Raw genomic sequence first — 26,055 nt, 5'->3', positions numbered from 1 at the left:
ACTCGGATTATCTGATGGAATACGCGCAACAACTGTTCGGGGATTTTTTCGGTCCTGAGTGGGGACCTGCTCTTTTCCTGCTGGTGAAGAATGTCCTTCTGATTGTGGCCATCGTGCTGCCACTGATGCTGGCAGTCGCCTATCTCACATTCGCCGAACGCAAGATCATTGGCTATATGCAACTGCGCGTGGGTCCCAATCGGGTAACCTTCTTTGGCATTCCCTGGCTGGGGGGGTGGGCGCAACCCATTGCCGATGCGGTAAAGGCGGTGATGAAAGAGATCATCATCCCGAGCGGAGCGAACAAAGTCCTGTTCGTGCTTGCGCCCATACTGACGTTCGCGCCAGCGCTGGCGGCCTGGGCAGTCATTCCCTTTTCTCCGGATGCGGTCCTGGCGGACATCAATGCCGGTCTGCTTTATATTCTGGCCATGACCTCGATGGGGGTCTATGGCATCATCATTGCGGGGTGGGCCTCCAACTCCAAATACGCATTCCTGGGAGCAATGCGTTCGGCGGCTCAAGTGGTTTCTTACGAACTGGCCATGGGTTTTGCGCTGGTGTGCGTGCTTATGATGTCCCAGAGCCTGAACCTGGGTGACATCGTCAAGGGCCAGCAAGGGGCCAGCATGCTGAACTGGTATCTGATACCGCTGTTTCCCATGTTTCTGGTTTATTTTATTTCCGGCGTCGCGGAAACCAATCGTGCTCCATTCGATGTCGCTGAGGGTGAGTCCGAAATCGTGGCGGGCTTTCATGTCGAGTATTCGGGTATGGCGTTCACGGTGTTTTTCCTGGCGGAATATTCCAACATGATTTTGGTGGCCATGCTTGCAAGCATCATATTTCTGGGTGGCTGGCTGCCTCCTGTCAACATTGCGCCGTTCACCCTGGTTCCCGGCTTCATCTGGCTGGTCCTGAAAGCATCATTTCTATTGTTCTGTTTTCTCTGGTTCCGCGCCACGTTTCCACGTTATCGCTACGACCAGATCATGCGTCTTGGCTGGAAGGTGTTCATTCCGATCACGCTCGTCTGGATAGTGGTGCTTGGCCTGGTGATGCAGCTTCCGGCATCGATTCGGAGCGCATTCCCGCTTAACTTGTGGTTTCACTGACACAGGAGGAAACCATGAACCGAATCAAGGATTTTTTCCGCACTTTCCTGCTGTTCGAGCTCATCAAAGGAATGATGCTGACGGGACGAAATCTGTTTGCGCGGAAGATCACGGTGTATTTTCCCGAAGAAAAGACCCCGCAATCCCCTCGCTTCAGAGGTTTGCATGCCTTGCGCAGATATCCTAATGGAGAAGAGCGCTGCATAGCCTGCAAGTTGTGCGAAGCGGTATGCCCGGCATTGGCGATTACCATTGAATCCGAGCAGCGCGAAGATGGAACGCGCCGTACCACGCGATACGACATCGATCTGACGAAGTGCATATTTTGCGGTTTCTGCGAGGAATCCTGTCCGGTGGATTCCATCGTGGAAACGCGCATCCTGGAATACCACGGGGAGAAGCGTGGCGACCTCATCTATACCAAGCAGATGCTGCTGGCGGTTGGGGATCGGTACGAGGAACAGATAGCAAGGGATCGCGCAGCCGATGCAGGTTACCGATGAATCGCGCTTGGCTCGCCAATATTGGCAGTGGATATTTTATCAGCCCCGAACTTGCACTGTCTTTCGTCGGGCGAGTGCTGGACTGTTGCCGCTCGTCACGCTTATCCGCAGAAACAAGCGGAAGATATTTTCATGAGCTCATTTTTATCTTACGTGAACCCTTCCAGACTCCCGGATTTCTAGAAGTACCCATATGAGTTTTGCAGATATAATCTTCTACTTTTTTTCCGCGGTATTGGTGGCCTCGGCCCTTGGAGTCATCACCGCGCGCAATCCGGTGCACTCGGCGCTGCTGCTGGTGCTGGCCTTTTTTGCCTCTGCCGGATTATGGCTGCTGCTGGAAGCGGAATTTCTTGCCATTACCCTGGTGCTGGTCTACGTGGGAGCGGTGATGGTGCTGTTCCTGTTCGTCGTGATGATGCTCGACATCAATCTTGCCCGGCTTCGGGAAGGCTTCTGGAAGTGGTTTCCGTTCGGATTACTGCTCGGCTTGGTGATGTCGATTGAGATGGCCATGGTCCTGACGGGCAAGCAGTTCGGTGCCAATGAGCTTCCCGCCCCGGCGGCGCGGGCGGCCGACTACAGCAATACCAAGGAACTGGGGCGCCTGATCTACACCGAATACGTTTATGCCTTTGAGCTCGCGGCGGTGATTCTGCTGGTCGCGATTGTGGCTGCAATCGCGCTGACCTTGCGTCAGCGGGGCGAGAGCAAATCCATGGACGTCGCCAAACAGGTAGCGGTGAAGCGTGAAGACCGCATCCGCCTCGTGTCGATGGCGTCCGAGAAGAAAGAATAAAAGTAATATATTGCGGCGTTTTTATGCCGCCATGAAAGGGGGTGTAGTGGTTTCGTTATCCCATTATCTTGTTATCGGTGCGATTCTGTTTGCCATCAGCATTGTCGGTATCTTCCTCAACAGAAAGAACGTGATCATCCTGTTGATGGCCATTGAGCTGATGCTATTGGCGGTAAACATGAATTTTGTTGCTTTTTCGCATTATCTCCAGGACGCATCCGGTCAAGTGTTCGTGTTTTTCATCCTTACCGTTGCTGCAGCGGAATCTGCCATCGGGCTTGCGATACTGGTGGTGCTGTTTCGTAGCCTGCGCACCATCGATGTCGATGACCTGGACAGGCTTAAAGGTTAATAGCTAATCGCCAGGTTCAATAGTTCGGAGTCGGTATCGCTGGTTCAAAAACAAAAACCTGAATTTCATGACTGAGATGCAAAATCTATACCTGTTGGTGCCCCTGGCGCCGCTGGCGGGGGCGCTCATAGCCGGCCTGCTTGGACGTGTGATTGGTCCTGCCGCAAGCCATCGCGTCACCATTGCCCTTATGTTCGTCTGCGTGGCAGCGTCCATTGCCGTGTTCCTCGATGTGCTGAAGGGAAACGTATACAACGGCACGGTTTATACCTGGCTGACATCGGGCGGTGTGCGTTTCGAAGTAGGATTTCTGATCGATCAGCTTTCCGCGACCATGATGGTTGTGGTGAGTTTCGTATCGCTGATGGTGCATATCTATACCATCGGTTATATGCATGACGACCCTGGCTATCAGCGCTTTTTCAGCTATATCTCGCTTTTTACCTTCTCCATGCTGATGCTGGTGATGTCCAACAATTTCCTCCAGTTGTTCTTTGGATGGGAAGCGGTAGGACTCGTCTCATATCTCCTGATTGGCTTCTGGTATACGCGCCCAACGGCCATTTACGCGAATCTGAAGGCGTTCCTGGTCAATCGTGTCGGTGACTTCGGTTTTCTCCTCGGCATCGGTTTGGTATTGGTGTATTTCGGAACGCTGGATTATGCTGCCGTGTTTGCCCAGGCGTCCAATGTCGCGGCTGAGACGATAGAAATCACTTCCGGTTCGCCCTGGGCAATACTGACCGTCATCTGTATCCTGCTTTTCGTCGGCGCCATGGGTAAATCGGCTCAGTTTCCGCTCCATGTATGGCTGCCGGATTCGATGGAAGGTCCCACGCCCATTTCGGCGCTGATTCATGCTGCAACCATGGTCACCGCCGGTATTTTCATGGTGGCGCGCATGTCACCCCTGTTCGAACTGACCGAGACCGCACTCTCCGTGGTGTTGGTGATAGGTGGCATCACGACCTTGTTCATGGCGCTGGTGGCGATCGTCCAGTACGACATCAAGCGCGTCGTGGCATACTCGACCCTGTCGCAACTCGGCTACATGACGGTGGCGCTTGGGGCGTCCGCTTATCCAGCCGCGATTTTTCACCTCATGACGCATGCCTTTTTCAAGGCAGTGCTGTTCCTTGGCGCAGGTTCCGTGATTATTGCGATGCATCATGAACAGGATATGCGCAAGATGGGCGGACTCAAGAAATACATGCCCATTACCTACTGGACAATGTTTGTTGCCGCACTCGCCAGTGCCGGTGTCCCGGGCCTCTCGGGCTTCTTCTCAAAGGAGTCGATCATAGAAGCGGTGCACTTTGCCGATATCCCCGGTGCCGGCTTTGCCTATTTCTGTGCCGTGGCTACTGTCCTCGTAACCGCATTTTATACCTTTCGCCTGCTGTTCATGACGTTCCACGGTCAGCCGCGCATGGACCATCACACTGAAGAGCACTTGCATGAATCTCCCTGGGTGGTGACTCTGCCTCTCGTTGCCCTCGCCATACCGACCATTGGCGCAGGCTGGCTGATAGGCCCGATGCTGTTTGGCGATTACTTTGCCAATACGATACAGATCGCGCCTCAACACGAAGCAATGGCGAAATTGGCAGCGGAGTTTCATGGCATACCGGAAATGATGAGGCATGCGCTTTCCACCATACCCTTCTGGTTATCCGTTGTAGGTATCTTTGCCGCCTGGTATCTCTATATTGCAAAACCCGATTTGCCCGGGAAAATCAAGTGGGCGGCAGGACCGTTTGCAACGCTGCTTGAGCGCAAATACTTCATAGACGAACTCTATTCCTGGCTGTTTGCGGGCGGTGCGCGCCTGCTTGGCCGGGGATTGTGGAAGTTCGGGGATGTCAAGGTAATTGACGGGTTCTTTGTGAATGGCACGGCGGGGTTAGTAGCCGGCGCCTCCACATTGATGCGCCGCTTCCAGACCGGCTACATCTATCACTACGCGTTCACCATGATCGTTGGCGTGTTTATACTGATGAGTTTGTGGTTGTTCTGGTAATGGGACAACGAAAAATACAATAAAAATGTTAGTTGTGGGACCCTCCCGCATCCGCTGCACGCTAATGAAAAAAATGGAATAGACATGTTGTTTGGTTTCCCCCTGTTAAGTCTGGTTATCTGGCTGCCTATCCTCGCCGGTGTTGCTGTACTCGCTACCGGTGGAGATCGTAATGCCCCACTGGCGCGCATGATCGCACTCGTCGGATCGGTTGCGGGTTTTCTGGTGGCGATTCCGCTTTATACCAGCTTCGATCCGTTGACGAGCACCATGCAGTTCGTCGAGAACCATGTGTGGATCGAACGCTTCAACGTCCACTATCACCTCGGGGTGGATGGAATCGCCATGCCCCTGATACTGCTGAATGCTTTTACCACCCCTTTGGTAGTGATTGCGGGATGGGAAGTGATTACCAGGCGCGTATCGCAGTACATGGGCGCCTTTCTCATCATGTCCGGCATCGTCAACGGTGTTTTTTCGTCGCTGGATGCAATTCTCTTCTATGTCTTCTGGGAAGCTTCCCTCATCCCGATGTTTCTTATCATTGGCGTGTGGGGCGGACCCAACCGGGTTTATGCGGCAATCAAGTTTTTCCTTTATACGCTGCTCGGTTCACTGCTGATGCTGGTGGCATTCATCTATCTTTACCAGGTTTCCGAGGGCAGCTTCTCGATACTTGAATATCATAAACTGCCTTTGTCGATGGCATCGCAGATCCTGATATTCATCGCCTTCCTGCTGGCTTTTGCTGTCAAAGTCCCCATGTGGCCCGTCCATACGTGGCTGCCCGACGCGCATGTGGAAGCGCCGACTGGAGGTTCGGTGGTGCTTGCCGCCATCCTGCTGAAAATGGGAGGCTACGGATTCCTGCGGTTTTCGCTGCCGATCCTGCCGGATGCGAGTCACCAGCTCGCGGGCATGATGATCGCATTGTCGCTGATCGCGGTCGTCTATATCGGCTTAGTTGCCCTGGTGCAGGCCGACATGAAAAAGCTGATTGCCTACTCATCGGTGGCGCATATGGGTTTCGTCACCCTCGGTTTTTTCCTGTTCAATAATTACGGCCTCGAAGGCGCCATGGTCCAGATGGTTTCACATGGTTTTATTTCGGCTGCAATGTTTCTTTGTATTGGCGTCATGTATGACAGGCTGCATTCCCGCCAGATCGCGGACTATGGGGGAGTGGCGCACCGCATGCCTGTCTTTGCCGCTTTTTTCATGCTGTTTGCCATGGCTAACTCCGGGTTGCCCGGCACCAGCGGTTTCGTCGGCGAATTCATGGTCATCATGGCCTCAATGAAAGTGAATTTCTGGTATGCGTTTCTGGCCGCCACGACGCTCATCACAGGCGCAGCTTATACCCTGTGGATGTATAAGCGCGTGATATTTGGCGCCGTTGTGCATCCGGCAGTGGAGGAAATGAAAGATATCGGCGCGCGCGAGATTCTTGTATTGACCGTACTCGCAGTGGCGGTATTAGGGATGGGACTGTATCCGCTACCCTTGACGGAAGTCATGCATACCACAGTTGATGATTTACTTGCGCATGTTGCTCGCAGCAAATTGCAGTGAATGAAGCGCGCCCCCACTCGGCTAAGGATGATAAATGAATTTTATGCTGCCTAATTTCGCGCCAGCCTACCCGGAAATATTCCTTCTGGTGATGGTGTGCGGAGTATTAATGGCTGATCTTGCATGGGGCGACAAGAAGCCCGGCACTGCCTATCTTTTAGCCCAACTGGCGCTGTTCGGCTGCATGCTGATCACCTTCGGTACCTTGCAACCCGACACCATCCATACGTTTTCCGGCATGTTTGTCGATGACACGCTAGCCGACATTCTCAAGATGCTGGTTTATATCACCGTATCCGTAGTGCTGGTTTATTCCCGTACTTATATTTCGGATCGGGGAATACTCAGCGGAGAATTCTTCAGCCTCGCGCTGTTCGCGACCCTCGGAATGATGGTCATGATTTCCGCCAGCCACTTCATGACACTCTATCTGGGGTTGGAACTCCTTTCCTTGTCCCTCTATGCGATGGTTGCGTTGAGACGCGACTCGGCAGGGGCCACCGAGGCAGCAATAAAGTTTTTTGTCCTGGGTGCTCTGGCATCCGGCTTTCTGCTGTACGGCATGTCTATGATTTATGGGGCAACCGGCTCGCTTGATATCGGCAGTGTGACAAAAGCGATCGAAGGCGGAGTAATCAGCCGGGGTGTGTTGGTTGTCGGCCTGGTTTTCATTGTGGCCGGCATCAGTTTCAAGCTGAGCGCAGCGCCTTTTCATATGTGGGCGCCCGATGTTTATGAAGGGGCGTCTTCAGCAGTGGTGCTGTTTGTCGGTTCGGCGCCGAAGCTCGCGGCATTCGGTTTTGTCATGCGCCTGCTGGTGGAAGGTCTGGGCGCAATGTCCGGCGACTGGCAGGGCATGCTGATCATACTTGCAATCACGTCAATGGTGATCGGCAATATTGCCGCTATCGCCCAGAGCAACATCAAGCGCATGCTGGCCTATTCCACCATCTCGCACATGGGGTTCATGCTGCTTGGCCTTATCGGCGCGAATGAAAACGGCTATAGTGCCGCAATGTTTTACGTCGTGGTCTACGTGCTCATGACAATGGGTACGTTCGGCATTATCATGCTTCTCTCGCGCGCGGGTTTTGAAGCGGACAAACTGGATGATTACAAAGGGCTCAACCGGCGCAATCCATGGTATGCTTTTATCATGCTGCTGCTGATGTTCTCCATGGCCGGCATCCCGCCCACCGTGGGTATTTATGCCAAGTTGTCAGTGCTTCAGGCCGTGCTGAACGCAGGGTACACTTGGCTTGCCGTGCTGGCTGTGCTGCTTTCGCTGATTGGGGTATTCTATTACCTGCGTATCGTCAAGCTCATGTATTTCGACGAACCTGAAACCGATGCGGTCATCGCGCCGAAAGGCGACGTAAGGGTATTGTTGAGTGCCAATGGCCTCGCAATACTCGCATTCGGCATCTTCCCCCAATCACTTATCGCCCTCTGCACCTACGCGATCCAACACTCTACTTAACTGCGTTTCTGCATCGCTGAGCTGTCTTTATGCCTGCATGAGGGATAGGCGGCGCTTGCAGATGATTCTGTATTTGGACGCCTGAAGGGGCTTCCATTTATCGCATACAGAACCGCGGCTGCCCTCTCTTCCTTATAGAAGAGGTGGGGCAACGGGCAAATCCAATGGAATGTTAATCAATGAATAGCAACAGATAGACGAAAGTACTCGTGACAAGCAGAAATGGCAGGGAGTAGACATGAAATATCAGCCACGCTTTTCTGTCCCGGGCGAGCCGTAGCGCTATTAAATTGGCGAGAGAGCCCAATACAAAGCCAAATCCCCCAACGTTCACTGCGTAGGCAATCAATTTCCAGTTGCTTGAATAATCGGCCAATAAAATTGCGGCGGGCACATTGCTCATGATCTGTGCTAGCCCAATACCCGCGAAGTAAAGCCGTTCGGGCTCATCCACTCTCAATTCTGTAAAAAATGAATGAATAGGGTGGCTATCAGCGATAAGGCGCATGTTCACGAACATGAGGGCAAGTACGAGAATGAGTCCCCAATCCACATTCACGAGAATGTTGCGATGCCGGATAAAGAAGACCATGAGTATCAGCAAAACCGCCAGTTCCGCCTGATGTAGATCAATAAGAATCAGAAATGGTAGATAGAGAATCAAGGATGAATGGAATAGCTTGTTGTTCGCTATTGGTATATCAACCTCTTCCCTGACCTGAATGCGATTGCTGTCGAACATGAATGCGATCAACACCAGGAGACTGGTGATGAGGATGAGCGCTAGAGGCAGCATCGCTTGTACGTATTCATGAAAGGATACGCCAGATACTTTCCACAAAAACAGGTTTTGTGGGTTTCCGATGGGTGTAAGAGCTGAACCTGCATTTACAGCCAATGCCTCCACGACGATAAGTCGCGTCACAGGAATCACGCCGACACCATGCAGGCCTGTGGTCAACGGCACCATTATGAACAGGGCGACATCGTTGGTCAGCACCATAGAAAGTAACGCTGCTGCCAGAACGAGCAATGCTGCAAGGGATCGGCTGGTGCGCATGATTTCTATCAGTCGCTTGCTAAGGCGGTGCAGATAGCCGGAGAGTTCAATACCTTTGGCAAGTATGAGCAATCCCGCTACGCCACCGATGGTGGGCCAGTCTACGAGACGAGGATATGAAAAGAGTCGTGCAGGTTCCGCTATGGTCAGGGTGATGAGGAGTCCGGCAAGAAACCACAGCAGATAATCCTTCCGCCAGATTTGAATGGATAATTGAATCATTCGCGCATCTTACCTGAGGAAGCGTTGAACAAATCGCAGGCTTCCAAATTTACAAGCAGTGCTGCTGATTGGATGCAATGTTGGCTTGGCAGTCTCATTCTTCGGCAGTAATTCACCGCCAGATTTGCTGTTTTTTTTCTGCTTCATTCTCCAGGATTTTTGCAAGCAGTAATCGCCTTTCAAGCCTGCCACTGCAATTCTATGAGATGTAAACGATTAGAGGAATCTGGAGCAGCTCCGGTAAGCTTAGCTTCCCGAAAAAAGCGAAGAATTTTCCCTTCATATCTTTATATAAAAGCAGCAAAACATCTCTGAAAATTACGTACCCATTCCTTTGTACAGTTCAGTGATACCCCCAAGTCGTTGGAACTCCCCCCGTAACCAGGGGTGTTTGAAAAGAGCTTCGAGTTTTAACAATCTTGATCTGTACATTTCTAAATTAAAGCCTTCTGTTCTAACCTGATAATACAACTGCTGGGAACATAAAAAGTTTGTCCATGAAAGAAATTCGCGGCGTTTTAAAGAGGGCGATGGAAATCTATAAACGTAGCTCCCTTTTCGAAGGTACGTTTTCTCGCGCAACTATTGCCACTCTAACACTTGCGTTTTTTATATCGCTTACACTCGCTGGCGGGTCGATCGTCCAGGATCTCCAGGAACGAAACGAAAATACGCAATTCGACAAGATACTAGCAGAGGTTATTCGCAAAATAGAGCATCACTTTTCGGGATATGAGCAGGTATTGAAAGGTGGGGTGGGGCTCCTGCTTGCCTCCCAATCGGTTTCTCGAAAAGAATGGCGCACGTATGTCACAGCATTACGGATAGATGATAACTATCCCGGAATCGAAGGGATCGGGTTCGCAAAATATCTCCCTCCTTCGAAACTTGCTGCCCACATTGAAGAAGTGCGTGCGGAAGGGTTTCCTTCCTATAAAGTCTGGCCCGAGGACTCGCGGCAAGAGTACACCTCGGTCGTCTATCTTGAACCCTTCTCTGGAAGCAATCTGCGCGCTTTTGGATATGACATGCTTTCTGATCCCGTTCGACACGCCACCATGTCCCGTGCACGGGATACGGGAATAGCAGCACTTTCCGGCAAGGTAAAACTAATTCAGGAAACATGGGAAGATGTCCAGGCGGGTGTTCTTATGTATCTTCCTTATTACGGGGTTGCAAATCTACCGGAAACGCTGGAAGAACGGCGTGCATCGCTTAGCGGTTATGTATATGCCCGATTCCGAATGGATGATTTCGTCCGAGCTGTTCTTCAGACGGAGCTTGATAACCTCGATTTGAGAATTTTTGCTAATGAGGCAATGGAAGAGGGTTCTCTTCTTTTTGGTAGCAGAAAACATCATTCTGAGAGCACACCTGACACACCTAAATTTAAACGCGTCATCCCCATATCTTTGTATGGGCAGACTTGGACGATCGAAGCGTCTTCACGTCCTCTATTTGAAAAAGCCATAAGAAGTTACGAGCCGTTTCTCATCCTCCTAAGCGGAATCGTGGTCAGTTTCCTGGCAGCCATGGTTTCTTTTATCCTTTCCGCGAACAAAGAGAAGGCTGTGGCACTGGGACGCGTAAATAAAAAACTAGTGTTGGCTATGGTGGAACAGCAGGCAACAGCCCTCGCACGTCAGGAAGCTGATGCCCGCATTCGCCAGCAGGCTTCCCTTCTGGACAAGGCAACTGATGCGATTATGGTGCGCGGTATTGATCATCGTATCAAGTTTTGGAACCAGGGTGCTGAACGGCTCTACGGATGGACTTCGGAAGAGGTAGTCGGCAAATCGATAGAGATCTTGTATGACAATCTCCTAGCTTTCAACGAAGCAACTAGATTGTTATTGAAATCCGGGGAATGGAGAGGTGAAATAGCGCAACGTCGCAAGGACAAAAGCATATTGCTTGTTGAGGCCCATTGGACCTTGGTCAGAAATGACAATGGACAACCGCAGTTTGTCTTCGCGATCAATACAGATATTACCCAGCGCAAGGCAGCAGAGAATGAAATTCTGCATCTTGCCTTCTATGATTCTTTGACGGGTTTACCCAATAGACAGCTCTTGCTGGATCGGTTGCGGCAGGCTCTGGCCTCCGCGGCCCGGCGCCAGCATACTGGCGCATTGCTGTTCATCGATCTCGATAATTTTAAATTGCTCAATGACACGCTCGGCCATGATGTGGGGGATTTGTTACTGCAGCAGGTCGCTCCTCGCCTAATCTCCAGTGTGCGTGACACGGACACGGTGGCGCGCTTGGGCGGGGACGAGTTTGTGGTGATTCTGGCACCTGATTTTAGTGAAGATTATGACAAAGCCGTTGAGGAGATAAAAACTATCTGCGACAGGATTCGTCACGTCTTCAACCAACCTTTTAATCTGGTCGCTTATAAACATCACATTACGCCAAGCATGGGCGTGGCGCTATTTAACGATCACACCCACACAACAGACGAATTGCTCAAGCAAACGGATCTGGCGATGTATCAGGCAAAGGCATCAGGCCGCAATGCCGTCTGCTTTTTCGATCCGGATATGCAAGCAGTAATGAGTGCTCGCGCTACCTTGGAGTCGGATTTGCACGGAAGCTGGGAACGAAACGAGTTTGTTCTCCACTACCAAGCGCAGGTGGATAACGGCGGGATAATAGGTGCGGAGGCGTTGGTGCGATGGCAGCATCCCCGTCGGGGCTTGTTATTCCCATTAGAATTTATTCCTCAAATGGAGGAAACTGGTCTCATTCTTCCTTTAGGCGAGTGGGTGCTGAAAGCTGCCTGTACCCAACTTGCAATCTGGTCAGAACGCCCGGAGACAGCACGACTCAATCTCGCAGTGAATGTTAGCCCTCGCCAGTTCTTGCAGCCCAATTTTGTCGAGCATGTGATTTCTGCGTTAGATCGTACCGGCGTTAATCCGGAAAGACTCAAGCTTGAGCTAACGGAGAGCATCCTGGTGCAGAATATGGACGATACCATTGCAAAAATGATGGCACTTAGAACCAGGGGTGTGGGTTTCGCCCTGGATGATTTTGGTGTGGGTTATTCCTCGCTCTACTATCTGAAGCGGTTGCCACTGGACTGGATAAAAATTGATAAGTCATTTGTGAGAGACGTATTGACGGATAACAACGACGCAACAATCGTCCGCGCCATTTTGCTCTTGGCAAAAAGCCTGGGATTGGCGGTAATTGCCGAAGGGGTGGAAACCAGATCACAAAAGGATTTTCTCGCTACGAATGGATGCCGTGCCTATCAGGGCTACCTATTCAGTAAACCTCTACCACTGGAGCAATTTGAGGAGTTTATATTTATATACGGCAGAGGCGAGTCAGCTAGTCAAGACTTTTGACCCAGGCATCAATTGAGATGCAGAATCACGGAATGGCATAAGGTATATCAATCTATGAGAGCTACTCGTGTAGGTGGACATATCGCAGTTATTGGGATGCTTAGTAGCACCGAAAGCCGATTGCCACAAGGCCGACCCACCCAGTAGATTCAATATCGGTCAGGGCTTGTTTGCATAACGCGGCGCGTGAGGACGATGAACGCTGGGTCCAAGCTCAAGCTGATATACCGCATGATCAAGGCAAATGTGGCGCCTGGCGTTCGATCCAAGTACGCGATATCATTTTTCAGCCTCAAGATCTTATAATATCGCCATCCACATAGAACCATTGCCCGCTCTCACGCACAAAGCGGCTGATTTCATGCAAACGGTGCGCGCGGCCATCCACCTTGTAACATGCCACGAATTCCACTATGGCATGATCCGGCGCTGGTTGTTCATGACGTTTCACTTCCAGTCTCAGCCATTTTCCATGCTGTTTACTTTCCAATCCAAGTGATGCTGGGCGCGTGTCTTGACTCCAGGTTGCCAGTAGGTATTCTTCATGACCGAGGGCGTATGCAGTATAGCGCGAACGCATCAATGCTTCTGCCGTGGGAGCCGTTTCGCCGTCATCCAGGTAGCGGCCGCAGCAGTCAGCATACTTTCTGCCGCTATTCGTGGAAGGACGAGCCTGCCGAGTTCCCGCTGGTCTCGCTGTTATCTCCATGTAACCGCACGGACAGGGCGTCGTTTTTGCATCCATATAAACTTGTCATAAAGACTTAAAATGGAAACTTCAATTTTCCATGATCACGATCGGGGGCGTGTGGAACAATAAACTTGGGAACAACGATCATGCCTGTAAATCCTGTCATAGCGGCGGCTCATCCATAAGGGCGATCTGCTCCCGCAATTCGAGAACGCGATCCTGCCAGTAGCGTTGGGTGTTGAACCAGGGAAACGCGCGCTTGAAAGCCGGGTCGTCCCACCGCTGTGCAAGCCACGCCGCGTAGTGGATCAAGCGCAGAGTGCGTAACGCCTCGACCAGATGCAATTCCCTTTCGTCGAAATCGAAGAAGGTCTCATACCCGGCCAGCACCCTGTCCAACTGCTTCCTCATATCGTCCCGTTCGCCGGATAACAGCATCCACAAGTCCTGTACTGCTGGTCCCATGCGGCTGTCGTCAAAATCGACGAAGTGCGGACCATCGTCAGTCCACAAAACATTGCCTGCATGACAGTCGCCGTGCAGGCGTAATGCGCGTACTTTACCTGCACGCCCAAAACAATGCCGTGCACCGTCCAACGCCTGATTCACGGCACTGCGATAGGCAGCCTCAACATCAGGCGGAATGAATCCATGCGCCAATAGATAATCGCGTGGTTGCTCGCCGAAGCTGGCGATATTCAATTCCGGGCGTTCATGAAAGGGATTGAGCGCGCCAACAGCATGGATACGCCCAAGGAAGCGCCCCATCCATTCCAGCGTGTGGTGATCTTCCAGTTCCGGCGCGCGACCGCCGTGCCTTGGAAAAACAGTGAAACGAAATCCCTCAAAATAATGCAGCGATGTTCCTTGCAGCACCAACGGGGGTACTACAGGAATTTCGTGTTCGGCCAGTTCCTGCACGAACGTGTGTTCCTCGAGAATGGCCCCGTTCGTCCAGCGTTCCGGGCGGTAGAATTTTGCTACGACTGGCGCGCCATTTTCGAGGCCGATTTGGTAGACGCGGTTCTCGTAGCTGTTGAGTGCCAGCAGCCGTCCGTCGCTACGGAAACCCAAGCTTTCCAAAGCATGCAACACGCGTTCAGGGGAAAGCGTGGAGAAATCATTTGGAGCCGAATTATCCGCTGTTTCCACACCAGTCACTCAAATGAAGGCTGCTCTTGAATTGTTGGTTGCGCTTGTTTTGCATTGCTCGGTTTGCTCAAGGTTTCTTATAACTGATCCGATAAATTACCCCGGCAAAATCATCCGACACGAGCAGTGCTCCGTCCGGCATCCCCAGCACATCCACGGGTCTTCCCCAATTTTTTTCATTTTCCAGCCAGCCTTCGGCAAACACTTCCTGCTTTACCACCTTGTTGTTCTTTATCTTTGCGAGTTCGATGCGGTAGCCGATTTTATTGCGCCGGTTCCATGAGCCATGCTCGGCTATAAAGATGCTGTTGCGATATTGGGGAGGAAACATGGTCCCTGTGTAGAAGCGCATCCCCAGCGCACCTGCGTGCGGGGGAAGTTTCGCTGCGGGTGAAACAAGCTTGCGGCAATCCCGCTTTGCACCGTACTTCGGGTCAAGGATGTCGTCGGAGTGGCAGTAGGGATAGCCGAAATGCATTCCCTTTTTTGGTGCACGGTTGAGTTCGTCCGGCGGCAAGTTGTCGCCCATCCAGTCCCGACCGTTATCGGTAAACCACAATTCCTTTGTTTCAGGATGCCAATCGAATCCTACCGAGTTTCGTATCCCGTACGCGAAGACCTCATAGTTGGAGCCATCCGGATTGATGCGGGAAATCAGCGAAAACTTCTCCGGCTCCGTTTCGCAGACATTGCATGGGGCGCCCACTGCGACATACAGAAGCCCATCCGGACCAAAACCTATATATCTGCCCCCATGGTGTTTCTCGTTGGGAAATCGTTCGGTGACAACGTACGGTTTTCCGGGTTGATCAAGTTTTTCCTCAATATTATCAAAACGGAGGATACGATCGACCGAGGAGGCATATAACGCCCCATCGTGAAAGGCGACACCTATTGGAAGATTAAGCCCTCTGGCGATGGTTTTTACCTCGCGGGTGTCCCCCTTGTCTGTAATCGCGTAGATATTGCCTTCATCCGCTGAGCCTGCGAACACCGTACCGTTTTTTCCCAGCGCCAGCCCACGCGCGTTCGGCACTTCGGCCCATACCTTGATCGAAAATCCGGTCGGTAATTTGATCTTGTCCAGGGGGAGCTTGCCGGTTTTACTGTCCCCCATCGCAGGTAAGCCATAACAGAGCAGGCAAGCGGCCATGAAACGTATGAGAATTTTTGTGATGTGCATGGTCAGACTCCGTTTAACGATATTCAGAAATCAAATTGGGTGTGCGGCAAATGAGGAGTAGGGCAGAGAGATGGCGCGGAAAATTATCGGTATGAAGCTTTTCAACTTGAAAATCCCGGATTTGCCCTCATTTATTTTATTGCATTTTTTTTGGAGGAAAACAATGGAAGCGACGGCTACAAAAGAACATTTGAATTTTCAGACCGAGGTCAAGCAGCTTCTCAAGCTCATGATCCATTCCTTGTATAGTAACAAGGAAATTTTCTTGCGCGAACTGATTTCCAACGCGTCGGATGCTGCCGACAAGCTGCGGTTCGAAGCTTTGACCGATGGGGCGCTGTATGAATCCGATTCGGACCTGAAAATACGTGTAAGTTACGATAAGGCGGAACGCACCATTACTGTTGCCGACAATGGCATCGGCATGTCGCGGCAGGAGGTGATAGATCATATCGGTACTATTGCCAAATCCGGCACACGAGAATTCTTCGACGCACTAACCGGCGACCAGGCCAAGGATGCGCACCTGATCGGCCAGTTCGGGGTGGGTTTTTATTCCGCATTCATTGTTGCTGATAAAGTGACGCTTACCACGCGGCGTGCCGGCCTGACGCATGAACATGGTGTTCGCTGGGAATCAGGCGGTGAGGGAGATTACACCCTTGAGACAGTCGAGAAATCTGGGCGCGGCACCGAGGTGACCTTGCATTTGCGCGAAGGAGAGGATGAACTGCTCAATGGATGGCGGCTGCGCTCCATCATCCGCAAGTACTCGGACCATATTACCCTTCCCATCGTGATGAAAAAAGAGGAATGGTCGCAGGAAAAAAATGAAAATACCGTCACGGAAGAAGACGAAACCATCAACCAGGCAAGTGCCTTGTGGGCGCGGCCGAAAAACGAGATCAGCGAAGAGCAGTACAACGAATTCTACAAGCATGTCGCGCACGATTTCGAACCTCCGCTGGCGTATGTGCATGCCAGGGTAGAGGGCAAGCAGGAATATACACAACTGCTCTACATTCCCTCCCGCGCTCCGTTCGATCTGTATGATCGCGAATCCCGCCACGGCATCAAACTGTATGTCAGAAGAGTATTCATCATGGATGATGCCAAACAGTTGCTGCCCAATTACCTGCGTTTCGTACGAGGAATAATAGATTCGAATGATCTGCCGCTGAATGTTTCCCGCGAGATATTGCAGGAATCGAAGGACATTGAAGCCATGCGGGCCGGCTCGGTGAAAAAGGTGCTGGGATTACTCGACGACCTGGCGCAAAGCGAAACCGACGAAGAGAAGGCCAAATTCAAGACCTTCTGGAAGGAATTCGGACAGGTGATGAAAGAGGGGGTGGCGGAAGACTATGCCAACCGCGAGCGCATTGCCAAGCTGCTGCGCTTTGTTTCTACCCATTCCGATTCGGAAGAGCAGGACGTCTCCCTGAGCGATTATGTGGGGCGCATGAAGGATGGGCAGGAGAAGATCTACTATGTCACGGCCGACAGTCTCACGGCGGCTAAAAGCAGTCCGCACCTCGAAATTTTCCGCAAGAAAGACATTGAAGTCATTCTGCTGTTCGAGCGCGTGGATGAGTGGCTGGTTGCAAATCTGCCTGAGTTCGAGGGTAAACATCTGCAGTCCGTAGCAAAGGGCAGTCTCGATCTGGGTAAACTGGAGGACGAGGCGGAGAAAAAGGAACAGGAAAAAGAAGCGGGTGAATACAAGGAACTCACCGAGAAAATAAAGGAAGTGCTTGGCGAGCAAGTAAAGGATGTGCGGATCACCTTGCGTCTGACCGAATCTCCTGCCTGCCTGGTGACGGAAACTCATGACATGAGCGGAAACCTGGAGCGCCTGCTTAAGTCTGCCGGGCAGAAGGTCACGCATACCAAACCTATCCTGGAAATCAATCCGTACCATCCGATGGTAGAGCGCCTGAAATCGGAGGAGACTCATTTCGCCGACTGGAGCCATATTTTGTTCGACCAGGCGCTGTTGGCCGAGGGCGGGCAATTGGATGATCCTGCCAGTTTCGTCAAGCGTATCAATCAGTTGTTCCTGAGCACCGGGAGCAAGGAATAATTGGCAGGATATTTCCGAGTCCTGACGGGTGGTTTGCGGCATCTTGCCCCTGCTTCGCGCCAATAGTCCCGGCTATTGATCTGGCGTGGGATACGCAAATCTACTCCCAAAACACCTTGCCATTCTCTCGTGTTCCCGGTGAAATATCCGGGTCAGGAGGCAGCGAGGGTTGCGAATAGTTCCCGGTGGGCTGTATCGTTGATGGCGACGACGGCGGGGTGCGTAAGACGGCGTTCCAGGGAAATGGCGTAAAACTGTTCGGTAACCTCGTCGGTGCGGCCGACAACAACAACGCCATGTTCACGCTGCACCTCATCGGCTATGACGGATGGGGCAATGAAAATGCCGATCCCCGCCTGGCCGAATGCCTGCATCAGTGCGCTGTCGTCGAACTCTCCCACGATGTGGGGGCGGAGTTGGTGAATGTCGAACCACCGCATCAATGGGGTCCGTATAGCAGCGTCTTTACCGGGAATGAGTAAGGGTGCCGCGTCAAGAAGGTGGGGCCACTTTTGCCTCAGTGTATTTGCAAGAGGAGGTGCGGCAAAAAATGTGATGCCGCAGTTTCCCAGCTTATGGCTGTAGCCTTTCACATTTGCTTCATCCGGCATGGGTCGGTCGGCCAGTACTAGGTCGATTCGCTGGATTGCCAGTTCTACCAGCAGACGTACCAGTTTGTCCTCGCGGCAGACAATGCGTACGGGCGAAGCAAGTTCCATGGCGGGCGTTAACAACCGGTAGGCGATGGACTTGGGGACCGCATCGTCGACGCCCACCCGGAATGGAATGGCGTGACGTTCCGGGCGCGCGCGCAATGCTTCTTCCAGTTCGTTTCCGATCTGAAAGATTTCATCGGCGTATGATAGAGTGAGGCGGCCTGTCTCGGTCAGTTCGAGGCGCCTTCCCACTCGTAAAAAAAGTGGCGCCCCCAGCGCGTCTTCCAATAATCCGATCTGCCCGCTCAGAGTCTGGGGCGTGAGATTCAAACGTTCGCTGGCGCGGACAATGCTGCCTGCTTTGGCCACTGCCCAAAAATAGTGCAATTGCTTGTAATTAAGCATCAATGTGCAGACAAACTTGATACTTCGTGAAAACCGATTATATCATCAACGAGATACTACTTTTCTTGATGCAATTTCTCATCTAGACTAATTTGGATGAGCTTTGCCGTGTCATCCGTCGCGTGTATCGTGCGTTCATATTTATATGCTGTTCCTTTGGTCGCTCCAACTGGCAGCAAAGCTGCTGCCGTCGCTGTTGTTAAGATCTTCTTTTCGGGGGTCTTAATGGGTCCAGTGCGATTGATCAGGCATCGCTCCGAAGATTTCAACGGGTAGCACATGTATATATCACGTCTTTGCCGTATCTTGCCGGCCCTGATTCTTGTTTTGCCACTCGCGCCGGCCTCGGCTCTGGAGCCTTCAACGATTCCTGCCATTACACCGCCTCCGGCGCTTCCGCCGGCCGCAGCGCCCGCTCCTGCTCCCCCCGTCGCCCCCGCGCCACGGGCGCCGGGAATGCCGCCGGCCACCACGCCAGGCCCTACCGTGCCGGGATCGGCAACGGGAAGGTTACCTGGCTTGCTGGCTCCTGCCGCACCTGGTCCAACCATGCCTACGCCAGCTGCACCGCCTTCCCAGGTCCTCACCATTGAGGAATTGCAGCGGCTTGGCCTGAAGGCCAATGGCCTGGTGCAGGCGGCGCATTTTCAAATAAGAGCTGCAGAAGCGGGTGTCGTAGGCGCCTCGGCTTACCCCAATCCGCAATTGACCTTCATGGCAGGCCCGCAGCATGCCCGAGTCGTGCCGCAGGCCTTGCCTGCAAACAGCCACCGTCAATTTACTGTATCTCAGACAATTGAGAATCCGTTCCTGCGGAGTGCGCGCATCGACTCAGCGGAAGCAGGGGTGGATGCCAGTCATGCGGGCCTGGAACAGGTGAGGGCGGATCTGGCGGCGCAGTTGCGTGTCGCTGCCTACGAACTGATCTTGCGGCAGGAAGTGGCGCGGGTGGAGGCAAGCGTTTCCGATCTGATGGAGGAAATACGCCGTCGCGTCAAGGTGCGGGTCGATGTCGGAGAGGCGCCACGCTTCGAACTGATCAGGGCCGAAACGGAAGTTCTGGCCGCAGCTTCGCGTAAGGAAGCGGCACAGTTGAATGCGCAAAGGGCTCGCATAGCCCTCATTCAGCTTACCGCTGGTGCTTTGCAGCCTGATTTCCAGATAATGGGATCGCTGGCAGAGTCCGTAAGCCTTCCTCCTCTCGAAGAGCTGCGTGAAACTGTACCGGCGGTCAACCCCGAGGTGACGCGCCTGGAGGCTGAATGGAACCGGGCGCGGCGACGCATTGATCAGGAACGCGCAGCCGTACTGCCATCGTTAACGGTATTACTCAGCAATTTTCAGGAGGCGCAATACACCTCGAATCTTGCAGGTCTGAACGTGACCATCCCATTGTTTTATCAGCGTCGCGGCGAAATCAACGCTGCTGTCGCGGATTCGGAGCGGGCGCGCGGGATATTGGAGTTTCGGCGCTTTGAAATAGGGCAGCTACTTGAATCTGCCTGGCAGGCTAAGCAGATCGCCCAGCGCAGAGTGGATATGTTCGAAGGTGGATTGGTCAAGGAAGCCGAAAAGGCGCTGGAAATTGCTCAGGCAGCATATCGCTTCGGCGAGCGTGGCCTGATCGAAGTGCTCGATACCCAGCGCGTGCTTCGCGGGGTGCTTTCGGATCTCCTGCAGGCGCGGTTCGATTTGCAGGCCGCGGTTGCCGAGATTGACCGCCTCCGAGCCTATTACCCCAAGGAAGGCTTCGAATGAAAATCACCGTGCCGCTAATCGGCATCATGCTTGTATTGCTTGTCTCCGGGTGCGGTGGTGGCAAGCCGGCAGTCAAAGAGGAAGTTGTGGCGAAAGAGCCGGAAAACGCGAATCTCGTCACGCTGGAGCCCGAAAAGATGCATCACGTCAAGGTTGGGAAACCTACCTTGATCAATATCGCCGACAAGCTGCAGGCGCCGAGCCAGGTGGAGGTGGATGAGCACAGGCTGGTCCGTGTCGGGGCCAATGTTACCGGCCGGATTATTGATGTGTACGCCATGCTGGGCGATAACGTCGAGGCGGGTGCGGAGCTCGCCCGTATTTCCAGCCCCGAACTGACCCAGGCACAACTGGCTTATCTGCGGGCATTCTCGCTTGAGACCTTGGCGGAAAAAGCGGCCGAGCGAGCCCGTCATTTGCTCGCTGCGGATGTCATCAGTGTCGCGGAAATGCAGCGGCGCGAGTCCGAACTGCAGGTTTCACAGGCAGAGCTGGGTGCAGCGGCGGATCAATTGCGCCTGCTGGGCATGGGCAGCAGAGCCATAAACAAGCTTGGGAAAGAGGGAACCATCATGCCTTCGGTAGCCATCCAGACCTCCAAGCCGGGCATCGTTATCGAGCGGAATGTCGCGATTGGGCAGGTAGTCCAACCCTCGGATCTGTTGTTTCAGGTTGCCGATCTCTCTTCTGTGTGGGTCGTGGGTGATGTGCCGGAGCAGATTGCCCGCCATGTGCAGGTTGGCCAGCATGTGGAGATTCACGTTCCGGCGCTGGGGAATATCAGTTTCGATGGATTGATCATCTTTGTGGCCGATACTGTGAATCCGTTGACGAGGACAGTGATGGTGCGGACTATTGTAGAAAATCCGCGGAGGAAGCTCAAGCCTGCCATGCTCGCCAGCATGCATATTCTTGACAACCCGGTTGAAAGCCTGGTAGTGCCGGAGACAGCGGTGGTGCGCGAAAACAATCGGGACTATGTATTTCTTGTCCAAGGTGACAACCGGTTCCTTCGCGTTCCGATTGAATTGGGTCCGGAAGTAGGGGATATGCGACCTGTGCTGAAAGGACTTTCCGGCGACCAGACCATCGTTGTCGACGGCGCATTTCATCTGGAAAACGAGCGCAAGCTCGCCGAACTGGAATAACCCATGCTGGCGTCGATCGTTCGTGCGATGCTCAAGCAACGCCTGATAGTGGTGGTAGTTGCGCTCGGCTTGATGGCTGCCGGCATGCACGCTTCAACCAAGTTGTCGGTCGATGCCTTTCCAGACGTGACCAACGTGCAGGTGCAGGTTGCTACCGAAGCACCAGGTCGGAGTCCCGAAGAGATCGAACGGATTGTCACCGTACCGGTGGAAATTGCGATGACGGGCCTGCCCGGGCTGGTGGAAATGCGGTCCCTGAACAAGAGCGGAATATCGCTTATCACGCTGGTTTTCACGGACCAGACGGATGTTTATTTTGCGCGCCAGTTGGTGATGGAGCGATTGCTTGGGGTTGCCAGCAAGATGCCGCCCGGTATTACACCGGTACTTGGTCCTGTCACTACCGGCCTCGGGGAAGTCTACCAATACACCCTGGAGCATCCCGATGACGGCAAGCAAGCGCTTTCGGTGGAGGAGCTGACGCGGCGACGCACCATACAGGACTGGGTAGTGCGACCGCTGCTGCGTTCCGTGCAGGGCGTGGCCGAAATCAATTCGCAGGGGGGTTACGTCAAGCAATACCATGTGCTGGTCAACCCTGACCGCCTGCGCCACTACGATCTGACCTTGGCGCAGGTGGATCGAGCCATTGCGAGCAATAACGCCAACTCGAGCGGCAACATATTGCCCCTGCACGCCGAGCAGTACCTGATCAGGGGCGTGGGACTGATCCAGTCGTTGGACGACATCAGAAACATTGTTCTGAAAGAAGTCGACGGTGTTCCTGTGTTCGTACGGGATGTCGCCGAGGTGAAATTCGGGGCGGAAGTGCGGCAGGGCGCAAGCATCAAAGGCGGATATACCGAATCCGTCGCGGGTATTGTGATGATGCTGCGTGGCGGGAACGCGAAGGAAATTGTCGGGCGAGTAAAGGCAAAGGTTGCCGAAATCAATGATCGCAAGCTGTTACCAGGGGGTCTTCAGATCGTTCCATTCTATGATCGTACCGACCTCGTGGATGCTGCATTGTGGACGGTAAGCAAGGTCCTGATGGAAGGCATTTTTCTGGTTGTGGTCGTGTTGTTCATATTTCTGGGGGATGTCCGCTCCAGCCTGATCGTCGTCGCGACACTGATCATCACACCGCTGGTCACCTTTATGGTGATGAATCAGCAGCAGATTTCCGCCAACCTGATGTCGCTCGGAGGGCTTGCCATCGCCATTGGTTTGATGGTCGATTCTACCGTGGTAGTGGTGGAAAATGTCTATCATCGCCTTGGACACGCGAGCGGCCCACGCGAGTCCAGGCTGCAAACCATCCTCGATGCCGTCGTCGAGGTGGGAACACCAGTGATTTTCGGGATCTGCATCATCATCCTGGTGTTTCTTCCACTTATGGCGTTGCAGGGCATGGAGGGCAAGACGTTCAGTCCGCTTGCATTCACCATCGCGATCGCGCTAGCGGTGTCGTTGGTCGTATCGTTGACGCTTTCACCCGTGCTCTGTGCCTACATTCTCAAAGGCGGCGCCGATAAGGACACCAAAATCATAGCCTTTCTCAAATCGAGCTATCACCGGCTGCTGAATTCCGCTCTGGCGCACGAGAAAACCACGATCCTCACTGCCATCGGTCTGCTCGCATTATCGTTTTCGTTGTTCCCGCTCCTCGGTAAATCCTTCATCCCGACCATGCAGGAGGGTTCCATTACGCCTGTCATCATCCGTGTGCCCTCAATCTCGCTGGACGAGGCTATCGAGATTGAATCGGAGGCGATGGCGCTGATTGCGGCAGTGCCGGGTGTCAAGACCGTGGTATCGAAGCTTGGCCGCGGAGAGTCTCCCGCTGACCCGGCCTCTCAGAACGAGTCTGATCCTATTGCTGCGCTGGATCCCGAATCCGATCGAACCCAGGCGGAAGTCGAGGAGGATATTCGCAAGGCCCTGGCTGTCTTACCCGGTGTATCTATTGTGTTGTCCCAACCTATCGCCCAACGCGTTGACGAGATGGTAACCGGTGTACGCTCGGAGGTTGCCCTCAAAATTTTCGGCGATGATCTGGAAAAGTTGCGCGAATTGTCTGAACAGGTGGCGCGTATCCTGAAATCTGTACGGGGCGCCCGCGATCTCCGCATCGAGCGATTATCGGGACAGCAATCCCTTACCATCGATATCAACCGTTATGCGATAGCGCGGCATGGTCTCAACGTTGCCGACGTGAATGAACTGATCCAGACGGCCATCGGGGGAAAGGCGGTGACGACCGTATTCGAACGTGAACGACGCATCTCCCTCCTTCTGCGCTTTCCGGAGCGGTTTCGCGACGACGTGGAGTCGATTCGCGATCTCCTGCTGCGGCAACCGGGCGTCCGTGGTTCGGACGGCGTCCTGGCAAATGGAGGCGTCCTGGTGCCGCTGAGTGCTGTTGCAGATATTCGTGTTGTCGATGGGCCGGCGCAGGTATCCCGCGAATATGCGAAACGACGGGTGGTGGTAGGAGTCAACGTGCATGAACGCGATCTCGGAGGCTTTGTTGAAGAAGTGCAGCAGCGCATCGCGAAGGAAGTGCAGCTTCCGACAGGTTATTACTTTGTCTGGGGGGGCCAGTTCGAGAACATGGAACGTGCAATGGAAACGCTTTCGATAATAGTACCGCTTACCATCGCTGCGATTTTCTTCTTACTGTTTGTATTGTTCAATTCGATCAAACTCGCCGGACTCATCATCCTCGTGCTGCCATTTGCTTCCATCGGCGGAGTCATTGGACTTTTTGTCACCGGAGAATATCTTTCAGTGCCAGCCTCCGTGGGCTTTATCGCGTTATGGGGTATCGCAGTGCTGAATGGAGTCGTGCTGATTTCCTATATCCGGAAACTGCGCGAACAGGGAGCAAGCGTTGCAGAATCGGTTATCAAGGGCTGTGAGCAACGCTTCCGCCCGGTACTGATGACGGCAACAGTTGCGATGCTTGGCTTGATACCGTTTCTCTTCGCGACCGGTCCCGGTTCGGAAGTGCAGCGTCCCCTCGCCGTAGTGGTCATTGGTGGATTGATTACTTCAACCCTGCTGACACTGGTTGTATTGCCGACGTTATACCGCTGGTTCGACGAGAAGCCGGTAGAAATCTGAGGAGAGAGCAAGATGAAGGAAATCCGCGCGATATGCCGACCGGATCGGCTATATGGATTGCGGCGGGCGTTGCGCGCTATTCCAGGCTTTCCCGGCCTGACAGTGCTTGAAGCAAAGGGATTCTCCGCTCCTGTACTCATCGATAACCCAAGTCTGAAGGAGGCGCTCACCGATTTCACCGGAAAGGTCATGCTTTGCACCCTTGTCGCTGATGACATGGTCGATAGCATTACCGATGTGATCATGCGTGAAGGTCGTACAGGTCAGATTGGCGACGGCCTTATCTGGGTCTTGCCAGTTGAATTCGCTCGCCGTATTCGCGATGGAAGCAATCTCTGAGATGGTCTCCTATGTCATGTTAATGCTGTCGAGAGGGTCGAATTTTTGAAGCCCGGCGGCGCGCTACTCAAGGTAAAATAGCGCAAAAAGTTTCCTCAGGTAAGACATGCTGCCATCTCAACCTTCCTCACAAGACAAAGCAAAAATTCTGGCCGAGGCGCTGCCCTATATCCAGCGCTTTCACGGGAGAACCATCGTCATCAAGTATGGTGGCAACGCCATGACGGAGGAAAATCTCAAAAAGTGTTTCGCTCATGACGTAGCACTGCTGAAAGTGGTGGGCATGAACCCGGTAATCGTTCATGGGGGAGGTCCCCAGATCAACGATATGTTGAAGCGGGTCGGCAAGCAGGGCGCCTTCATTCAGGGAATGCGCGTTACCGATGCGGAAACCATGGATGTCGTCGAGATGGTGCTGGGGCTGATCAATAAGGAAATCGTCAATCTCATCAATCAGCACGGTGGCCGCGCAGTCGGCCTGACAGGCAAGGACGGCAGCTTTATCCGCGCAAAAAAAATGCTGCTGCGCGACAAGGAGAGAGCGCACGAATGGGTCGATCTTGGCCAGGTTGGAGAAATCGAGGGCATCGATCCCGCCCTGATCGAGTTGCTCGAAACCCGGGATTTCATCCCGGTAATCGCCCCGGTCGGGGTGGGCAGCCGCGGCGAATCCTATAACATCAACGCTGACTTGGTCGCCGGGGGGCTGGCGCTGGTTTTGAACGCTGAAAAACTGATACTGCTTACCAACACACCGGGCGTGCTGGACAAGGATGGAAGTTTACTGACGGGGTTGACTGCACAGGAAGTGGATGAGCTAATTGCCAATGGCACCATTTCAGGGGGAATGATTCCCAAGATCAGTTCTGCCTTGGACGCAGTCAAAAGCGGTGTCAAAACGTGCCACATCATCGATGGACGCGTCGAACATGGATTATTGCTCGAAGTGCTGACAGATGAGGGAGTTGGAACACTCATAAAGGCGAACTGATTTACTGCTTCATGGCAATCCGGCAGGCAAACTGTTGCCCCTGG

At 53.2% G+C, this 26,055-nt stretch carries 19 protein-coding genes; 14 read left to right on the top strand and 5 right to left on the bottom strand.

Annotation, left to right across the window (positions count from 1 at the left end):
- Positions 1–14: 14 nt before the first annotated feature.
- The 7 genes from nuoH (at position 15) to nuoN (ending at position 7,841) form a co-directional block, all read left to right on the top strand.
- The gene (gene nuoH / locus BMW46_RS11785; protein ID WP_074708783.1) at positions 15–1,115 is read left to right on the top strand and encodes an NADH-quinone oxidoreductase subunit NuoH; all 1,101 of its coding nucleotides are present in this window, start codon (positions 15–17) and stop codon (positions 1,113–1,115) included.
- Between the two features lie 14 nt (positions 1,116–1,129).
- Entirely contained in the window at positions 1,130–1,618 is a 489-nt protein-coding gene (gene nuoI, locus BMW46_RS11780; RefSeq protein ID WP_074708782.1) for an NADH-quinone oxidoreductase subunit NuoI, read from the top strand.
- A 193-nt stretch (positions 1,619–1,811) separates the two neighbouring features.
- Positions 1,812–2,417, top strand: a complete 606-nt coding sequence (locus tag BMW46_RS11775) for an NADH-quinone oxidoreductase subunit J (RefSeq protein WP_074708780.1) — start codon at positions 1,812–1,814, stop codon at positions 2,415–2,417.
- Between the two features lie 46 nt (positions 2,418–2,463).
- Positions 2,464–2,769: an NADH-quinone oxidoreductase subunit NuoK gene (gene nuoK, locus BMW46_RS11770; protein WP_177171084.1), complete on the top strand. Its 306-nt coding sequence runs from the start codon at positions 2,464–2,466 to the stop codon at positions 2,767–2,769.
- A gap of 67 nt (positions 2,770–2,836) precedes the next feature.
- Complete coding sequence (gene nuoL / locus BMW46_RS11765) at positions 2,837–4,789, top strand: NADH-quinone oxidoreductase subunit L (RefSeq protein WP_074708776.1); 1,953 nt, start codon at positions 2,837–2,839, stop codon at positions 4,787–4,789.
- Between the two features lie 84 nt (positions 4,790–4,873).
- Positions 4,874–6,361 carry an NADH-quinone oxidoreductase subunit M gene (locus BMW46_RS11760; protein ID WP_074708774.1) on the top strand — a complete coding sequence of 496 codons (1,488 nt, stop codon included), beginning with the start codon at positions 4,874–4,876 and terminating at the stop codon, positions 6,359–6,361.
- A gap of 34 nt (positions 6,362–6,395) precedes the next feature.
- Positions 6,396–7,841 carry an NADH-quinone oxidoreductase subunit NuoN gene (nuoN, locus tag BMW46_RS11755; protein WP_074708772.1) on the top strand — a complete coding sequence of 482 codons (1,446 nt, stop codon included), beginning with the start codon at positions 6,396–6,398 and terminating at the stop codon, positions 7,839–7,841.
- A gap of 172 nt (positions 7,842–8,013) precedes the next feature.
- Here nuoN and BMW46_RS11750 read toward each other — a convergent pair whose 3' ends face one another.
- Positions 8,014–9,123 carry an SLC13 family permease gene (locus tag BMW46_RS11750; RefSeq protein ID WP_074708771.1) on the bottom strand — a complete coding sequence of 370 codons (1,110 nt, stop codon included), beginning with the start codon at positions 9,121–9,123 and terminating at the stop codon, positions 8,014–8,016.
- Positions 9,124–9,620: 497 nt separating this feature from the next.
- Here BMW46_RS11750 and BMW46_RS11745 point away from each other — a divergent pair, with 497 nt between their 5' ends.
- Positions 9,621–12,479: a bifunctional diguanylate cyclase/phosphodiesterase gene (locus tag BMW46_RS11745; RefSeq protein ID WP_256377053.1), complete on the top strand. Its 2,859-nt coding sequence runs from the start codon at positions 9,621–9,623 to the stop codon at positions 12,477–12,479.
- A gap of 292 nt (positions 12,480–12,771) precedes the next feature.
- Here BMW46_RS11745 and BMW46_RS11740 read toward each other — a convergent pair whose 3' ends face one another.
- The 3 genes from BMW46_RS11740 to BMW46_RS11730 all read right to left on the bottom strand — a co-directional run bounded on the left by BMW46_RS11740 (position 12,772) and on the right by BMW46_RS11730 (position 15,505).
- On the bottom strand, positions 12,772–13,224 hold the full coding sequence (locus BMW46_RS11740) for a YchJ family protein (RefSeq protein ID WP_081355784.1): 453 nt from the start codon (positions 13,222–13,224) through the stop codon (positions 12,772–12,774).
- 108 nt (positions 13,225–13,332) lie between these two features.
- A complete protein-coding gene (locus BMW46_RS11735; protein WP_074708767.1) occupies positions 13,333–14,322 on the bottom strand; it encodes a serine/threonine protein kinase in 990 nt (329 codons plus the stop codon).
- A 67-nt stretch (positions 14,323–14,389) separates the two neighbouring features.
- Positions 14,390–15,505 (bottom strand): PQQ-dependent sugar dehydrogenase, encoded by a 1,116-nt coding sequence (locus BMW46_RS11730; protein WP_074708765.1) that lies wholly within the window; start codon positions 15,503–15,505, stop codon positions 14,390–14,392.
- Positions 15,506–15,668: 163 nt separating this feature from the next.
- On the opposite strand from BMW46_RS11730, the gene htpG reads away from it, so the two are divergent.
- Positions 15,669–17,588: a molecular chaperone HtpG gene (gene htpG, locus BMW46_RS11725; RefSeq protein WP_074708837.1), complete on the top strand. Its 1,920-nt coding sequence runs from the start codon at positions 15,669–15,671 to the stop codon at positions 17,586–17,588.
- 152 nt (positions 17,589–17,740) lie between these two features.
- On the opposite strand, the gene nhaR is transcribed toward htpG, so the two are convergent.
- Positions 17,741–18,649, bottom strand: a complete 909-nt coding sequence (gene nhaR / locus BMW46_RS11720) for a transcriptional activator NhaR (RefSeq protein WP_074708763.1) — start codon at positions 18,647–18,649, stop codon at positions 17,741–17,743.
- Between the two features lie 279 nt (positions 18,650–18,928).
- On the opposite strand from nhaR, the gene BMW46_RS11710 reads away from it, so the two are divergent.
- The 5 genes from BMW46_RS11710 (at position 18,929) to argB (ending at position 26,011) form a co-directional block, all read left to right on the top strand.
- Complete coding sequence (locus BMW46_RS11710) at positions 18,929–20,407, top strand: TolC family protein (RefSeq protein ID WP_081355782.1); 1,479 nt, start codon at positions 18,929–18,931, stop codon at positions 20,405–20,407.
- Complete coding sequence (locus BMW46_RS11705) at positions 20,404–21,555, top strand: efflux RND transporter periplasmic adaptor subunit (RefSeq protein ID WP_074708757.1); 1,152 nt, start codon at positions 20,404–20,406, stop codon at positions 21,553–21,555. Before BMW46_RS11710 ends, BMW46_RS11705 begins: the two co-directional genes overlap by 4 nt.
- Before the next feature lie 3 nt (positions 21,556–21,558).
- Positions 21,559–24,681 (top strand): efflux RND transporter permease subunit, encoded by a 3,123-nt coding sequence (locus BMW46_RS11700; protein ID WP_074708755.1) that lies wholly within the window; start codon positions 21,559–21,561, stop codon positions 24,679–24,681.
- A 12-nt stretch (positions 24,682–24,693) separates the two neighbouring features.
- Positions 24,694–25,020 (top strand): P-II family nitrogen regulator, encoded by a 327-nt coding sequence (locus BMW46_RS11695; RefSeq protein ID WP_074708753.1) that lies wholly within the window; start codon positions 24,694–24,696, stop codon positions 25,018–25,020.
- Between the two features lie 106 nt (positions 25,021–25,126).
- Positions 25,127–26,011 (top strand): acetylglutamate kinase, encoded by an 885-nt coding sequence (argB, locus tag BMW46_RS11690; RefSeq protein WP_371113510.1) that lies wholly within the window; start codon positions 25,127–25,129, stop codon positions 26,009–26,011.
- The last annotated feature ends 44 nt before the right edge of the window (positions 26,012–26,055 follow it).

This window comes from Nitrosospira multiformis (genome assembly GCF_900111585.1).
Lineage (GTDB): Bacteria > Pseudomonadota > Gammaproteobacteria > Burkholderiales > Nitrosomonadaceae > Nitrosospira > Nitrosospira multiformis_B.
This window is presented reverse-complemented; position numbering and strand designations above follow the sequence as displayed.

Excerpts from the sequence above, each read along its gene's own strand:
- nuoH (WP_074708783.1), top strand. The coding sequence starts at position 15 with ATGGAATACGCGCAACAACTGTTCGGGGATTTTTTCGGTCCTGAGTGG.
- nuoI (WP_074708782.1), top strand. The coding sequence starts at position 1,130 with ATGAACCGAATCAAGGATTTTTTCCGCACTTTCCTGCTGTTCGAGCTC.
- BMW46_RS11775 (WP_074708780.1), top strand. The coding sequence starts at position 1,812 with ATGAGTTTTGCAGATATAATCTTCTACTTTTTTTCCGCGGTATTGGTG.
- nuoL (WP_074708776.1), top strand. The coding sequence starts at position 2,837 with ATGACTGAGATGCAAAATCTATACCTGTTGGTGCCCCTGGCGCCGCTG.
- BMW46_RS11760 (WP_074708774.1), top strand. The coding sequence starts at position 4,874 with ATGTTGTTTGGTTTCCCCCTGTTAAGTCTGGTTATCTGGCTGCCTATC.
- nuoN (WP_074708772.1), top strand. The coding sequence starts at position 6,396 with ATGAATTTTATGCTGCCTAATTTCGCGCCAGCCTACCCGGAAATATTC.
- BMW46_RS11750 (WP_074708771.1), bottom strand. The coding sequence starts at position 9,123 with ATGATTCAATTATCCATTCAAATCTGGCGGAAGGATTATCTGCTGTGG.
- BMW46_RS11745 (WP_256377053.1), top strand. The coding sequence starts at position 9,621 with ATGAAAGAAATTCGCGGCGTTTTAAAGAGGGCGATGGAAATCTATAAA.
- BMW46_RS11740 (WP_081355784.1), bottom strand. The coding sequence starts at position 13,224 with ATGGATGCAAAAACGACGCCCTGTCCGTGCGGTTACATGGAGATAACA.
- BMW46_RS11730 (WP_074708765.1), bottom strand. The coding sequence starts at position 15,505 with ATGCACATCACAAAAATTCTCATACGTTTCATGGCCGCTTGCCTGCTC.
- htpG (WP_074708837.1), top strand. The coding sequence starts at position 15,669 with ATGGAAGCGACGGCTACAAAAGAACATTTGAATTTTCAGACCGAGGTC.
- nhaR (WP_074708763.1), bottom strand. The coding sequence starts at position 18,649 with ATGCTTAATTACAAGCAATTGCACTATTTTTGGGCAGTGGCCAAAGCA.
- BMW46_RS11710 (WP_081355782.1), top strand. The coding sequence starts at position 18,929 with ATGTATATATCACGTCTTTGCCGTATCTTGCCGGCCCTGATTCTTGTT.
- BMW46_RS11705 (WP_074708757.1), top strand. The coding sequence starts at position 20,404 with ATGAAAATCACCGTGCCGCTAATCGGCATCATGCTTGTATTGCTTGTC.
- BMW46_RS11700 (WP_074708755.1), top strand. The coding sequence starts at position 21,559 with ATGCTGGCGTCGATCGTTCGTGCGATGCTCAAGCAACGCCTGATAGTG.
- BMW46_RS11695 (WP_074708753.1), top strand. The coding sequence starts at position 24,694 with ATGAAGGAAATCCGCGCGATATGCCGACCGGATCGGCTATATGGATTG.
- argB (WP_371113510.1), top strand. The coding sequence starts at position 25,127 with ATGCTGCCATCTCAACCTTCCTCACAAGACAAAGCAAAAATTCTGGCC.